Source organism: Streptococcus intestinihominis, from assembly GCF_046824975.1.
In the GTDB taxonomy this organism is placed as follows: Bacteria; Bacillota; Bacilli; order Lactobacillales; family Streptococcaceae; genus Streptococcus.
The window spans coordinates 310,086-322,935 of sequence record NZ_JBKQBL010000003.1; the positions used below are offsets into that span (position 1 = coordinate 310,086).

The 12,850-nt window shown below is 44.1% G+C and carries 13 protein-coding genes and 10 tRNA genes; 3 read left to right on the forward strand and 20 right to left on the reverse strand.

The genetic code is table 11. The features are described 5' to 3' along the window. From ACLOR3_RS06760 to rlmD, 10 genes are all read right to left on the reverse strand, one after another. On the reverse strand, window positions 1-1,050 hold a 1,050-nt coding region (locus tag ACLOR3_RS06760), incomplete at its 3' end, for a DEAD/DEAH box helicase family protein (RefSeq protein ID WP_412037092.1). 76 nt (window positions 1,051-1,126) lie between these two features. Next, window positions 1,127-3,778 carry a valine--tRNA ligase gene (locus ACLOR3_RS06765; RefSeq protein ID WP_411400696.1) on the reverse strand — a complete coding sequence of 884 codons (2,652 nt, stop codon included), beginning with the start codon at window positions 3,776-3,778 and terminating at the stop codon, window positions 1,127-1,129. Then, on the reverse strand, window positions 3,771-4,349 hold the full coding sequence (locus ACLOR3_RS06770) for an AAA family ATPase (RefSeq protein ID WP_048715830.1): 579 nt from the start codon (window positions 4,347-4,349) through the stop codon (window positions 3,771-3,773). Before ACLOR3_RS06770 ends, ACLOR3_RS06765 begins: the two co-directional genes overlap by 8 nt. Beyond that, entirely contained in the window at window positions 4,349-4,909 is a 561-nt protein-coding gene (locus ACLOR3_RS06775) for a GNAT family N-acetyltransferase (protein ID WP_048715832.1), read from the reverse strand. The genes ACLOR3_RS06770 and ACLOR3_RS06775 overlap by 1 nt, the downstream gene beginning before the upstream one ends. Next, window positions 4,896-5,474 carry a flavin reductase family protein gene (locus tag ACLOR3_RS06780; protein WP_048715834.1) on the reverse strand — a complete coding sequence of 193 codons (579 nt, stop codon included), beginning with the start codon at window positions 5,472-5,474 and terminating at the stop codon, window positions 4,896-4,898. Before ACLOR3_RS06780 ends, ACLOR3_RS06775 begins: the two co-directional genes overlap by 14 nt. Before the next feature lie 377 nt (window positions 5,475-5,851). After that, entirely contained in the window at window positions 5,852-6,199 is a 348-nt protein-coding gene (locus ACLOR3_RS06785) for a helix-hairpin-helix domain-containing protein (protein ID WP_048715836.1), read from the reverse strand. A gap of 181 nt (window positions 6,200-6,380) precedes the next feature. Next, entirely contained in the window at window positions 6,381-6,635 is a 255-nt protein-coding gene (locus ACLOR3_RS06790) for a DUF1912 family protein (protein WP_006596820.1), read from the reverse strand. A gap of 2 nt (window positions 6,636-6,637) precedes the next feature. Continuing rightward, complete coding sequence (locus tag ACLOR3_RS06795) at window positions 6,638-7,987, reverse strand: DUF438 domain-containing protein (RefSeq protein ID WP_411400700.1); 1,350 nt, start codon at window positions 7,985-7,987, stop codon at window positions 6,638-6,640. Continuing rightward, on the reverse strand, window positions 7,987-8,220 hold the full coding sequence (locus tag ACLOR3_RS06800) for a DUF1858 domain-containing protein (protein WP_006596822.1): 234 nt from the start codon (window positions 8,218-8,220) through the stop codon (window positions 7,987-7,989). The genes ACLOR3_RS06795 and ACLOR3_RS06800 overlap by 1 nt, the downstream gene beginning before the upstream one ends. Window positions 8,221-8,351: 131 nt before the next feature. Beyond that, on the reverse strand, window positions 8,352-9,707 hold the full coding sequence (gene rlmD / locus ACLOR3_RS06805; RefSeq protein ID WP_272079103.1) for a 23S rRNA (uracil(1939)-C(5))-methyltransferase RlmD: 1,356 nt from the start codon (window positions 9,705-9,707) through the stop codon (window positions 8,352-8,354). A gap of 158 nt (window positions 9,708-9,865) precedes the next feature. On the opposite strand from rlmD, the gene recX reads away from it, so the two are divergent. The 3 genes from recX (at window position 9,866) to ACLOR3_RS06820 (ending at window position 11,680) form a co-directional block, all read left to right on the forward strand. Then, the gene (gene recX, locus ACLOR3_RS06810; RefSeq protein ID WP_411400703.1) at window positions 9,866-10,642 is read left to right on the forward strand and encodes a recombination regulator RecX; all 777 of its coding nucleotides are present in this window, start codon (window positions 9,866-9,868) and stop codon (window positions 10,640-10,642) included. An 87-nt stretch (window positions 10,643-10,729) separates the two neighbouring features. Next, window positions 10,730-11,263: a nucleoside tri-diphosphate phosphatase gene (gene ntdP / locus ACLOR3_RS06815; RefSeq protein WP_411400705.1), complete on the forward strand. Its 534-nt coding sequence runs from the start codon at window positions 10,730-10,732 to the stop codon at window positions 11,261-11,263. A 99-nt stretch (window positions 11,264-11,362) separates the two neighbouring features. After that, complete coding sequence (locus ACLOR3_RS06820; protein WP_048690403.1) at window positions 11,363-11,680, forward strand: DUF960 domain-containing protein; 318 nt, start codon at window positions 11,363-11,365, stop codon at window positions 11,678-11,680. A gap of 70 nt (window positions 11,681-11,750) precedes the next feature. Here the strand turns inward: ACLOR3_RS06820 and ACLOR3_RS06825 are convergent. From ACLOR3_RS06825 to ACLOR3_RS06870, 10 genes are all read right to left on the reverse strand, one after another. Further along, a tRNA-Pro gene (locus ACLOR3_RS06825) sits at window positions 11,751-11,824 on the reverse strand. A gap of 19 nt (window positions 11,825-11,843) precedes the next feature. Further along, a tRNA-Arg gene (locus ACLOR3_RS06830) sits at window positions 11,844-11,917 on the reverse strand. A gap of 36 nt (window positions 11,918-11,953) precedes the next feature. Then, window positions 11,954-12,027, reverse strand: a tRNA-Arg gene (locus ACLOR3_RS06835). A 21-nt stretch (window positions 12,028-12,048) separates the two neighbouring features. Continuing rightward, window positions 12,049-12,134 (reverse strand) — tRNA-Leu (locus ACLOR3_RS06840). A gap of 7 nt (window positions 12,135-12,141) precedes the next feature. Further along, a tRNA-Gly gene (locus ACLOR3_RS06845) sits at window positions 12,142-12,213 on the reverse strand. 23 nt (window positions 12,214-12,236) lie between these two features. Further along, window positions 12,237-12,309, reverse strand: a tRNA-Thr gene (locus tag ACLOR3_RS06850). Window positions 12,310-12,326: 17 nt separating this feature from the next. After that, a tRNA-Leu gene (locus ACLOR3_RS06855) sits at window positions 12,327-12,408 on the reverse strand. 5 nt (window positions 12,409-12,413) lie between these two features. Then, window positions 12,414-12,486, reverse strand: a tRNA-Lys gene (locus ACLOR3_RS06860). A gap of 31 nt (window positions 12,487-12,517) precedes the next feature. Further along, window positions 12,518-12,590 (reverse strand) — tRNA-Asp (locus ACLOR3_RS06865). A gap of 2 nt (window positions 12,591-12,592) precedes the next feature. Then, a tRNA-Val gene (locus ACLOR3_RS06870) sits at window positions 12,593-12,665 on the reverse strand. Window positions 12,666-12,850: the final 185 nt, after the last annotated feature.

Consider the following 12,850-nt stretch of genomic DNA (forward strand, 5'->3'; position numbering starts at 1 on the left):
ATCAGCACCAGCCTTATGAACTTCATCAATCAGAATATAGTCAAAATAATCTCTTGAAAATAGGCCTAAATGCTGCTCACGTGATAAGGTTTGAATAGTGGCAAAGACATATTTTTTGCCCGTCAAATCAGCCCCAGAGTGATAAATAAGAGCTTCTGCATCAGAAAACTGCAAGACCTTTTGAAAATCCGTTAACGATTTCTGTAGAATCTGCTCACGGTGAACAATGAAAAGCATTCTTTCTGGCTTAAACTGTTGAACATCAAAGGCTGATAGAAAGGTCTTTCCTGTCCCAGTGGCACTGATGACCAAAGCCTTCTTTTTCCCAGAATCACGAATCGCTTGCAAGCCTTTTAAGGCATCCTTTTGCATTTCGTTAGGACTAATCGTTTCACTCTGATATTGAGCCGTTTTCTCTTCGCGAATCTGATCCACTCGAATGACATTCTGACGTCTTCGCGCATAAGAAGCAATCTTTTCATCTGTCAAAAGATCAGACTTCTCCCAAATCTTGTCAAATTCAGCTTTAGTAGCTCGAATAAGCTCGCCATTATGGGTAGATGTCAATTTAATATTCCACTCATAATTGATTTTGAGAGCATTGTGGGTCAGATTCGAACTACCCGAAATCAATACCTGCCTTCCCTCATGCTCAAAGAGATAAAACTTGGCATGCATCTGCAAACTCTCCGGAGTCAATCGGACTTCTACATTCTCTAACTTGAGTAATTCTTGCATCGCAACTGGATCATTAAAATCAAGATAAGGAGAAATCAGAATCTTACCTTGGATTCCTTTATCCATCAGATCAGACAATTGCGACTTAATTAAGGCAATCCCAGACTGTGTAATAAAGGCTACGGATATGTAGAATGCCTTGCACTTGCTCAACTCCTCTTGCAAATCCGTCAAAACATATCGTTTCATTTCATGATCGTTGATCAAAATCTGCGGTGAATATCCACCCTCTTGATACTGGACATTATCCACAAACCCATATTTTAATGATTTAATAAGAGTATCTTGAAATAAAGTTACGCCATCTGGCATAGATCGTCTCTTTTCTACCGTTATTTAATAGTTTCATTATACCAAAAAAACACGGCATTCCGCCGTGTTTCTGTGTTTATTTCACGAGTTTCTTCATCTCATCAATACGCGCAACGGTCGCGTCGTATTTCGCTTGGTAGTCGGCTTGTTTGTCGCGTTCTTTTTGGACGACTTCTGGTTTAGCATTGGCTACGAAGCGTTCATTAGAGAGCTTCTTACCGACCATATCCAGTTCCTTTTGCCATTTAGCCAGTTCCTTATCGAGACGAGCGAGTTCTTCTTCGACATTGAGGAGGTCTGCCAGTGGCAAGTAGATTTCTGCTCCAGTGATGACGCTTGACATCGCGAGTTCAGGTGCAGGGATGTTTGATGCGATTTCCAAGTGTTCTGGATTTGTGAAGCGTTTGATGTAGTTAACATTGCTGTTAAAGAAGGCTTCCAAGTCGCTATCGCTAGTCTTAACAAGGATGGTGATAGGCTTGCTTGGAGCAACGTTTACTTCCGCACGCGCATTCCGAACGGCACGGATCAAGTCTTTGAGGCTTTCGACACCAGTGTGGGCAGCAAGGTCTTCAAAGGCTGGGTTGACAGTTGGGTATGCTGCTGTCACGATAGAGCCTTCTGAGATTTGTCCAAAGATTTCCTCTGTCACGAATGGCATGATTGGGTGGAGGAGACGAAGGATCTTGTCCAAAGTATAAAGGAGAACAGAACGTGTGATGACTTTCTCTTCTTCGTTATCGCTATAAAGGACTTCCTTGGTCAACTCAACATACCAGTCCGCAAACTCGTCCCAGATGAAGTTGTAGAGGATGTGCCCAGCGACACCAAACTCAAACTTATCAAAGTTTTCAGTGACTTTTCCGATGGTTTCATTGAGGTTGTGGAGAATCCAGCGGTCAGTGACATTTCCAGCTTCCTTGTTAACAACTTTTTCGACATTGGCAGTTGCTTGCTCAAGGGTCAATCCTTCATTGTTCATGAGGATGTAACGAGAGATGTTCCAGATCTTGTTAATGAAGTTCCATGAAGCATCCATTTTCTCGTAAGAGAAGCGCACGTCTTGCCCTGGTGCAGAACCGTTTGAAAGGAACCAACGAAGGGCATCGGCACCGTATTTCTCGATGACATCCATTGGGTCAATTCCGTTTCCGAGAGATTTAGACATCTTGCGTCCTTGCTCATCACGAATAAGACCGTGAATCAGAACGTTTTGGAACGGCTGACGGCCAGTGAATTCCAATGATTGGAAGATCATACGAGACACCCAGAAGAAGATGATGTCATAACCAGTTACCAAGGTTGAAGTTGGGAAGTAACGTTTGAAGTCTTCTGAGTCGACATCCGGCCAACCCATGGTTGAGAATGGCCAAAGTGCAGAACTGAACCAAGTATCCAAGACGTCTTCGTCCTGAGTCCATCCGTCACCTTCTGGGGCTTCTTCGCCAACGTACATTTCACCCTCAGCATTGTACCAAGCAGGGATTTGGTGACCCCACCAGAGCTGACGTGAGATGACCCAGTCGTGGACATTTTCCATCCATTGAAGGAAGGTATCGTTGAAACGAGGTGGGTAGAATTCTACCTTGTCTTCTGTGTCTTGGTTGGCAATAGCATTTTTAGCCAATTGGTCCATCTTCACGAACCATTGCGTAGACAAGCGTGGCTCAACCACAACACCTGTACGCTCTGAGTGACCAACACTGTGGACACGTTTTTCGATTTTAACGAGGGCACCGATTTCTTCTAGCTTAGCAACGACTGCCTTACGAGCTTCAAAACGGTCCATACCTGCAAATTCAAAGGCCAAGTCATTCATAGTTCCGTCATCGTTCATGACGTTAACTTGTGGCAAGTTATGGCGTTGACCAACCAAGAAGTCGTTTGGATCGTGGGCAGGCGTGATTTTCACGACACCAGTACCAAACTCAGGATCAGCATGCTCATCCCCAACGATTGGAATCAATTTATTAGCGATTGGAAGGATAACATTTTTACCAATCAAGTCCTTGTAGCGTGGGTCTTCTGGATTGACCGCAACCGCAACGTCCCCAAACATAGTCTCAGGACGAGTGGTTGCCACTTCAAGGGCGCATGAGCCGTCTTCCAGCATGTAGTTCATGTGGTAGAAGGCACCTTCAACATCCTTATGGATCACCTCGATATCAGAAAGGGCTGTGCGAGCTGCTGGGTCCCAGTTGATGATAAACTCACCACGATAGATCCAGCCTTTCTTGTAAAGGTCCACAAAGACCTTACGAACAGCTTTTGACAAGCCTTCGTCAAGCGTAAAACGCTCGCGAGAGTAGTCAACAGAGAGCCCCATCTTGCCCCATTGTTCCTTGATAGTAGTGGCATACTCGTCTTTCCATTCCCAGACTTTGTCAAGGAATTTTTCACGACCGAGATCATAACGGCTGATGCCCTCGCCACGCAAGCGCTCCTCAACCTTAGCCTGAGTCGCAATCCCAGCATGGTCCATACCAGGAAGCCAAAGTGTATCAAAACCTTGCATGCGTTTTTGACGGATGATGATATCTTGCAAAGTAGTATCCCAAGCGTGACCGAGGTGGAGTTTCCCAGTTACGTTTGGTGGTGGAATGACGATAGAGTATGGCTTAGCTTTTTTATCGCCAGAAGGCTTGAAAACATCCTCGTCAAGCCATTTTTGGTAACGACCAGCCTCAACCTCGGCTGGATTGTATTTAGGTGAAAGTTCTTTAGACATGTGTTTGTCCTTTCTCTATTGTTTTCATTTTTTCTTGAATCTGCTTTGCGACTTCTTCTGCAGACAGATTCGTATTATCAATTTTCAGGTAGTGGTGAAGACCACTCGGTTGCTTTTGAGAATTAAGTTGATCTGTTTTATCAGTCTCTAAAATTTCTCTTTCAGATACCTCAAAATTCCGTTTCAAGGGTTTGTATTTCAACCGATTCTCCGTCCGATTGCGACGTAAGCGCTCCTCAAGAGACGTTTCTAATTCAACAAAGAGAATCTCTTGATGATACTCATTTAATAAATCTTGAATATTCTTCAAATACATCAGATGGTATTGATTTGAAAAATCAGTTACACCTGTTAAAATCACCGACCGATGATGCCTGGCGCTTGTTCCAAGAAAAGAAAAGTTAACGCTACGAACAAATTCCCACATTTCTTCCGTAAAATCCTGATAGATTTCGAGTGCGAAATCAATTGGTTGATGGTTGAAAAAGAGAGTCGCACCGGTGAGTTTCGAAAGTTCCTGACCAATGGTCATTTTCCCTGCAGCTGGAGCTCCAATGATGAAAACATGCATCAATCCACCTCCCACTCACTCTTCAGCAAGCCGTATCTCAAATCATCACAGCGATGGCCTTGGGTATCTTTGCGATCCCTTATGCGAGATTCAAGAGTAAAGCCAAGCTTCTCAGCGACTCGTTGACTTTGAAGGTTGTACCCAAAGCAAGACAATTCAATCTTGTGAAGTCCCAGTTCTTTAAAAGCCAAATCAATCAAAACACGCGCCGCTTCAGGCACATAGCCTCGCCCCCAATAGTCTGGGTGCAAGGTATAGCCAATCTCAAGCACATCGTCTTCGTGGCGATGGTTGAAGTCAACAGAGCCAATAACTTTATCTGTCCCTTTGACCACAATTCCATAGCCTTCTGGGAGATTGTCCTTTTCATTGCGCTCAGGAAGGATATGCTCTAGATAATAAATCTCATCTTCTAAGGTCTTGACGGGTGGGAAGCCTGCTGGGTAAGAAACCTCTGGGAGACTAGCGTAGGCATGGATATCCTCGGCATCCGCCACTGTACGGACTCGTAAGACTAGACGCTCGGTTTCGATTCGTTCTGGCAGTTCAGCTCTTGTCATTCTTCTTCCTCGCTTTCTTAATAAAGCTTCCCATGGGATCGACTCGGTCATCTAGATAACGGTAAACGCGATGATGACCGTCCCCCATAAAGTAAGTCGGCGCAAAGCGGTCATTTTTAAAATGTCCCTTGTCATCTAAGAGCTCTGGATCAGCTAGTCGCTCAAGAATCTTGGCGAAGATATGGCAGATGCCATCTTCCTCGATAATCCGATCTACCTGGCAATCCAATACGACTGGACAGGCCTCCAAAATCGGTGCCTGGGTCAGTTCAGAAATCTCATAGTCAAGCCCCAGGTGTTTCAATTTCTCCCGATGGCTGATAAAGCCAGCCTGCTCCATCTCAAGCATGAAGTTTTCAGCAGGAATGTTCACGGTGAACTGTTGATAATGCTTAATCTGGTCAGCCGCATTTTCCTCAGCACCAACTCCGATGACGAGCCAATCTCCAAGGCTATAAGAGGAACTGCAGGTCGTGATATTGTGCCCAAAGTTCTGGTCCTGATACCCCAAGATGAAAATCGGAAAACCATAGTAGAGTTTGCTGGTTTTAAAAGATTGTTTCATGACAAGCTCCTTCAGCTAGGGATAGGGGGGTAAAAGAAAAATCGCCCCTGTCATTAATCTGACAGGGACGAATGTGTTTATCCGCGGTACCACCCAATTTCGGGCAGAGGCCCGCAACTCTCGTCTTCTTGTTTCTCTTTTTTGACGTCATTAGCTCGCTTTGGTGTACTTGAGTACAGCCTGCAACTCGCTGCCTAGTCCTAAAAGGAAGCAAAAAGACTATTTCAATATTTCATTTTCATCCATTAGCAACCAGTTTTGACACATTTGTGGACTTCTCAGCACCGCCACTTTCTGTATAATGTGGGACTCAAAACACCTCTAACAGCTTCATTTTATCAAGTTTTCCTGGAAATAGCAAGAAATCACAAAAGCAATTATTTGAACTTGACTCCAAGTTCTTGCAATTTTTTGATGGTTGCTGGACCGATTCCTTTAAGGGCCAACAACTCTTTCTCTGTCCAATTTGCGAAGTCCGCAACAGAGCGAATACCTTCATCATAGAATGTTTGCGCACGATCAAGTGCTACACCTTCCAAGCTTGCAGCGAATTCTTCTACTGAAGAAGCTGCTTGTTTCACTTCTTTCGCTACTGCTTTTGCTGCTTTCTCAACCTTCTTAGGCGCCTCTTTAACAGCTGCTCCTACAGTTGCGACAGCTTTTTTCAAAAGATGTCTATTTTGATGTTTGTATTGTTTCGCACGGTTAACGTTCTTCTTTGCCATTTTTCCTCCTACGTATCCAGTGATCAATCCCTAAGGCAACAAGGTTTCATCACCAATATTACTTTCGATAATTCGTTGACGTCTGTTCAACTTTTTTATTGTAACACAATCCCTCGAAAAATCAAGTCATTGCACTATTTTCAGCCAAATCCAGCCAGTAAAAGGCCTTCACAAAGAGCTTTTAATAGGTTCTCTCTCCAAACAAGCCATCTGGAAGATCGTGGAACCCTTTCCCCTCATGGTAGTTAGCAAACTTCCCTTGAAGGAATTGATAGGCATCCAAGCGACTCTCGTAGCGGATCATAGCTTCCTTTGCCCGCTCGTCCTGATCTTCTTCATAGACCTTCTTGCTTTCTGTCAGGGCCATCTCATTGATCATGACCTGGGTCTTGATCCAGGCCTCAAATTCTTTCATAAATTCTTTTTCGTAGCTCATTCTTACTCCAATCCTCTATAAAATTCACTATCGATCTCCCGATAAGGTTGGATATCCTGGACATATTCCAAGACACCTTGAAATTCTCCCGCTTCATCACGCACTGCCGCATAAGTGACATGGACAAATTTCCCACGCGATTCGGATTTGAACCACATTTCGTACTTGTCTTTTTTCCCTTCTCGAAGCCCCTGCATTATGGCTTTGACCTTCTCCAAGTATTTTGGCGGGTGACACAGCTCAACATTGCGTCCTACCTGTGACGGCGTCCTTTTGAAAATCATCTCCTCAAAGGGCGCTGCATCATTGTAATATTGGAAGATATCATCCTTATTGACAAAAGTGATTTCCATCGGTAGATGGTTCAAGATCAAATTCGCCTGCTCCACAGATAAGAATCCATGGCCAAAAGCTTGTGGTTGCTGACGGTCGAAGCTCTCTTCTTTTTTCTTAGGTGTGAAGGTGATCGTAAACTGTCCCTCAGGAGTCTCAATGACCTGACGGTGCTCCTCGCCTCCTTCTGAAGAAGGAAGTGGTTCAGTTGAATCTTCTGTCTCTCTTGCTCCTTCTTCCTTGAAGTCCACGCGTTTCGGCACCCATTTCTCACTCGGAATGATGATGGCATAACCATAGGCATCACTTTCTTCCGCAATGGAGAGCCAATCATCCTGGCTAAAGGCCTCCAGTAAAATCATCAAGAGGATCGATTCTTCCTTGAAGATCATAGCCTCAAACTCTTGCGCAAAGGCTTCAAAACTCTCTTTGACTTCAGAAATACCCGAATCTGGTAGTTTATTGGCTGCGTCCATCGCTTTCGCAAAGAGTTCTCGAATCTGGTCATCCACTCCCCACATGACTTTAGGGGGGGAATCATGCCCATAGCGCTCCATAATAGGAAACATCAACTCTTCCTTACGACGGTAATGTCGATCAAATTGACCCACCAAGCCTAACTGACGCAAGAGTCCTTTCTGAATCTCCTGGATCATCTCAGGATCCTCTGTCGTCTCATAATTATCCAGCAAGCGACGAACCCGCATCATAGCAGCCCGAAGGGCTAAGTTCTCCTGTTTAAAGATCTGAACTGGATGGCCTGGATGGTCGGTATCTGCCACTTCGACCCCTTGTACAGCGTTCTTAAAGAGATTAGCATGGACATCGCATAGCTCCATGACATCCTCAAAGGTGATACCTGTATCGGAGTTCATCAGTTCATGCTCCATGAGGGAAATCTCAATCGCAGATACCCCGCTAAAGGTCGCATCAAAGCGTTCCTGAACCGACTCAGGAGAAGCTCCATGATGAAGGTCTAATAAGATATCTCTTAAGACATGAATTCGTTCATCACTCATTAGTCTAGCCCCACTACTTCATAGCCATTAGCCTCTAGTGTTCGTACAATCTTCTCCATAGGAGTGCCTTCTAATTTTGATCCTTGTTTCAAGGAAACCTTGCGCCCAACTGTATTGCGCATGATCGGATTGGCTAAGGGTTTAAAGCCCAATTCCACCAACAAGTCCAATACTTCCGGATGTTGATCAATGACTTGAGCCACGGGAATCGATACATCAATTTTATTATCCATCTTTCATTCTCACATTCTTCTCTCATCTAAGCTCCTAGAAATCTAACGCTCTTCCTGGGAAAGCTCCTCAGCCCTATGATTGGCCTTTTCATACATGATTTGCCAAATATCCATTGTTGATTCCTATTCGATTAAGCTTTCTTGACCAATTTCACAACAGCCTCTGTCCGTGCTGTATGGGGAAACATATCCACTGACTGGATGTAGACGACATCATACACCTTGGTCAAGTCCACAAGATCCCGCGCCAGGGTGGAAACATTGCAAGAAACGTAAACCATCTTTTGAGGGGCATAGCGCAGCAAGGTGTCAATCAATTGAACCCCCAGTCCTGTCCGTGGCGGGTCCACAATGACTGCATCTGCCCGATAGCCTTCCTTGTACCAACGAGGAATAATTTCCTCAGCCGTCCCAGCTTCATAGTGGGTGTTAGCAAATCCCATCTGCTTAGCATTGTACTTGGCATCCTCAATCGCTTCAGGGATAATGTCCATCCCCCGGACACTCTTGACCTTGTCCGCAAAGGCAAAACCAATGGTCCCAACCCCGCAGTAGGCATCAATCAAATGATCCTCTGGTGATACATCCAAGGCCTTGACAGCTTCACTATAAAGGACTTCTGTCTGCTCAGGATTTAACTGATAAAAGGCCCGAGGAGACAAGGAAAATTCATAATCCAAGACCCCTTCTCGAATGGTCTCCTGTCCCCAAATAACCTGTGTCTTCTCTCCATAGATCTCGCTGGATTTAGAGGTATTCAGATTGACTGCCACCGTCACAATTTCAGGGTGTTTTTCTACCAAATCCGCGACTAAGTCTGTTAAATTGATTTGCCGACTCGTGACCACGATCATTTGGACCTGTCCAGACTTGCGAGCCCGGCGCACCATGACGGTTCGAACTCCCAATTGCTTCCGATCATCTGAAATCGGAATCTGGTAGTAGGTCAATAACTCCGCTACATAGTTGGCGATTTCCTGAATGATTGGATCCTGGACCAGACAGTCCCTTAATTCCACCAAATAATGGGAATTTTGGGCGTACAAACCAGCCTTGACCTCCCCCTTAAATTTACGCGTCTGAAATTGAAGTTTGGCCCGATAATACTGTGGTTTTTCCATCCCAAGCGTCGGACGGATCAGATAATTTTCATACCCCTTAGGAGCATATTTTTTCAAGGCCTGCTGCAGCAAGTCCGTTTTGAACTCCAACTGCTTGCTGTACTTCAGATGCATGATCTGGCAGCCCCCACAGGTCTCATAGATATCACAGGTTGGCGTTACCCGATACTTGGAAGCCTTGTTGACAGACAAGAGCTTGGCTTCTGCAAAATTCTTTCGAATCGCAGTAATTTGGCAAAAAACATCTTCACCCTTTAAAGCCCCAGGCACAAAGACTAAGGTTTTCTTGTAAAAGCCAATCCCTTCTCCATTAATTCCCATTCGCTTGATTTTCAAAGGAATTCTTTGTTTAACTTTTAGATTCATATGTCTATTATACCATGTAGTTTCTCATTCGTTTAGAATATGATAGAATTGAAAAGAAAAACAAGGAATCACAGAGCATTTCTCAATAAGAATACGAATAATATAGAGAGAAAGACTGATCGTAACCCGAAATAAAACTGAAACGAAACAGGAAGCCTATGAAAATTACCAAATTAGAAAAGAAAAAACGTCTCTACCTTCTAGAGCTGGATCAAGCCGAATCCCTCTACATTACAGAAGACACCATCGTCCGCTTCATGCTCTCACGAGACAAGGAAATTAGCCAGGAAGAACTCAAGGAAATCCAAACCTTTGCTCAGCTTTCCCATGCTAAAAATTTAGCCCTTTATCACCTTTCTTTTAAAGCCCGTACAGCTCGCGAAGTTCGCGACTACTTAGCTAAGCATGAAATCGACGAATCCACTATTGAAACTGTCATAAACGCCTTAAAAGAAGACAAATGGATCGACGACTTAGCCTATACTCGCTCTATCTTTCAATCCAATCACCTCTCGGGTGACAAGGGGCCCTTTCTCCTCAAGCAAAAGCTCATTCAAAAAGGTGTCTCTTCCCACTATATTGATCAGATCACCTCAGAATTTGAATTTTCCGAGGTAGCTCAACGAACTGCCCAAAAATTAGCCAAACAATACGCTAAAAAACTTCCACCACGAGCCTTAAAAGATAAAATCAAACAAAATCTTATCAATAAAGGCTTCAGTTATGAAGTTGCCAAGCAAGCCTATCACCAGTTGGATATCGAGCCACATGAAGAACAAACACTCGACCTGATTATGAAGGAACTGGAAAAGCAACATCAAAAATATTCTCGAAAATACGAAGGCTACGAGCTCAAACAACGCCTCATTCAAGCTCTTGCTCGAAAAGGCTATGACTACTCTGACATTTCTACAGCTCTTCGCGAATTCCTTTAAATAAAAATTCACATGAAAATCCCTTATTTTCATGAAAATATGATACAATATAGAGGATATACTTAGATTGTAGAAAGTTGGTAAGTTATGAAACTACCTAAAGAAGGCGACTTTATTACAATTCAAAGTTATAAACATGATGGAAGTCTCCACCGAACGTGGCGAGACACCATGGTACTAAAAACTACGGAAAACGCACTGATCGGCGTCAATGATCATACTCTCGTTACAGAGAGCGATGGTAGAAGATGGATTACAAGAGAGCCAGCAATCGTCTACTTTCATAAGAAGTATTGGTTCAATATCATCGCTATGATCCGCGATAATGAAGTGTCCTACTATTGTAATCTAGCCAGTCCATTTTATATGGATCAGGAGGCACTAAAGTATATTGATTATGATCTTGATGTCAAGGTATTTCCTGGTGGTGATAAGAAACTGCTGGACGTAGAAGAATACGAGCAGCATAAACGCAAAATGAACTATTCAGATGACATTGACTTTATCCTAAAAGAAAATGTCAAAATCCTTGTAGATTGGATCAACAATCAATTAGGTCCTTTCTCTGAGGAATACATCAAAATTTGGTACATCCGTTATGTTGAACTGCGAAATAAATAAAGTTGAAAAGAGCGAAAGCTCTTTTTTTCGAACTTAATACTTGCAATATCCACCTAAAACAAGTACTATGTACTTAATAAAAAGAGGAAGGGAGATACTATGGCGTTTACGAATACTCGAGGTCGCTATGCTAGTTTTGGTGTAATGACCAGTTTACCAGATGATATTATTGATAGTTTCTGGTATGTCATTGACAACTACCTCAAACATGTCTATCCCTTAAACTCTGTTCTAAAATTTGAACTCATCAATCGAAAAGGAAAAACAACTTTACGATTCAGTCAAAAAGACTTCCCCTTAGAAATTGCAGTTGATTTCCTAATTCCCTTCGACCCCTATTATCCAAGACAAGTCAGAATTGTCGATAATAAGGGACGAGAAACCATCATGCTGATTGACGAATACCAATTATTATAAAAGAAAAAGGGCACACGGCCTTTTTTCGTTACAAACAAAATAAAAAAGGTCATCGGACCTTTCTACTCTATCGGGAAGACAGGATTCGAACCTGCGACACCTTGGTCCCAAACCAAGTACTCTACCAAGCTGAGCTACTTCCCGAACTAAAGCTTACGCTTTATGCACCCTAGAGGAGTCGAACCTCTAACCGCCTGATTCGTAGTCAGGTACTCTATCCAGTTGAGCTAAGGGTGCTCGTTTCTATTCTATTGCTACATAGTCTTGCGACCATGCACCCTAGAGGAGTCGAACCTCTAACCGCCTGATTCGTAGTCAGGTACTCTATCCAGTTGAGCTAAGGGTGCTTCTTCTCCAACCTAAGTCTATGCCGAGGACCGGAATCGAACCGGTACGATCGTTACCAATCGCAGGATTTTAAGTCCTGTGCGTCTGCCAGTTCCGCCACCCCGGCCTCCTCAAGCGAACGACGGGATTCGAACCCGCGACCCCCACCTTGGCAAGGTGGTGTTCTACCACTGAACTACGTTCGCATCTGTTTCTTTATATAAAAAAATGCCGGCTACATGACTTGAACACGCGACCCTCTGATTACAAATCAGATGCTCTACCAACTGAGCTAAGCCGGCTCATTATTATTCTTTTATGCGGGTTAAGGGACTTGAACCCCCACGCCGTAAAGCGCCAGATCCTAAATCTGGTGCGTCTGCCAATTCCGCCAAACCCGCTATAATGACCCGTACTGGGCTCGAACCAGTGACCCATTGATTAAAAGTCAATTGCTCTACCAACTGAGCTAACGAGTCGTATCATTATCTGCTAGAAACTTCGTTTCTACGGTCCCGACGGGAATCGAACCCGCGATCTTCGCCGTGACAGGGCGACGTGATAACCGCTACACTACGGGACCTATGGGAGTTAACGGGATCGAACCGCTGACCCTCTGCTTGTAAGGCAGATGCTCTCCCAGCTGAGCTAAACTCCCAAATGGTCGTTTAACTCAGCCAACGGTGAGAAACTGCGTTTCTCTTATCCGCCGATTGGAATCTCGATTGCCTCTCAATTCCAACTAAGCTAAACTCCCAAATGAGCCTAGTTTCCACTAGACTCAACCTTGCTAAGCGACTACCATATCTCACAGGGGGCAACCCCCAACTACTTCCGGCGTTC

Excerpts from the sequence above, each read along its gene's own strand:
- ACLOR3_RS06800 (WP_006596822.1), bottom strand. The coding sequence starts at position 8,220 with ATGGATAATAAAATTGATGTATCGATTCCCGTGGCTCAAGTCATTGAT.
- ACLOR3_RS06765 (WP_411400696.1), bottom strand. The coding sequence starts at position 3,778 with ATGTCTAAAGAACTTTCACCTAAATACAATCCAGCCGAGGTTGAGGCT.
- ACLOR3_RS06780 (WP_048715834.1), bottom strand. The coding sequence starts at position 5,474 with ATGAAACAATCTTTTAAAACCAGCAAACTCTACTATGGTTTTCCGATT.
- ACLOR3_RS06790 (WP_006596820.1), bottom strand. The coding sequence starts at position 6,635 with ATGAGCTACGAAAAAGAATTTATGAAAGAATTTGAGGCCTGGATCAAG.
- ntdP (WP_411400705.1), top strand. The coding sequence starts at position 10,730 with ATGAAACTACCTAAAGAAGGCGACTTTATTACAATTCAAAGTTATAAA.
- rlmD (WP_272079103.1), bottom strand. The coding sequence starts at position 9,707 with ATGAATCTAAAAGTTAAACAAAGAATTCCTTTGAAAATCAAGCGAATG.
- ACLOR3_RS06775 (WP_048715832.1), bottom strand. The coding sequence starts at position 4,909 with ATGACAAGAGCTGAACTGCCAGAACGAATCGAAACCGAGCGTCTAGTC.
- recX (WP_411400703.1), top strand. The coding sequence starts at position 9,866 with ATGAAAATTACCAAATTAGAAAAGAAAAAACGTCTCTACCTTCTAGAG.
- ACLOR3_RS06770 (WP_048715830.1), bottom strand. The coding sequence starts at position 4,349 with ATGCATGTTTTCATCATTGGAGCTCCAGCTGCAGGGAAAATGACCATT.
- ACLOR3_RS06795 (WP_411400700.1), bottom strand. The coding sequence starts at position 7,987 with ATGAGTGATGAACGAATTCATGTCTTAAGAGATATCTTATTAGACCTT.
- ACLOR3_RS06785 (WP_048715836.1), bottom strand. The coding sequence starts at position 6,199 with ATGGCAAAGAAGAACGTTAACCGTGCGAAACAATACAAACATCAAAAT.
- ACLOR3_RS06820 (WP_048690403.1), top strand. The coding sequence starts at position 11,363 with ATGGCGTTTACGAATACTCGAGGTCGCTATGCTAGTTTTGGTGTAATG.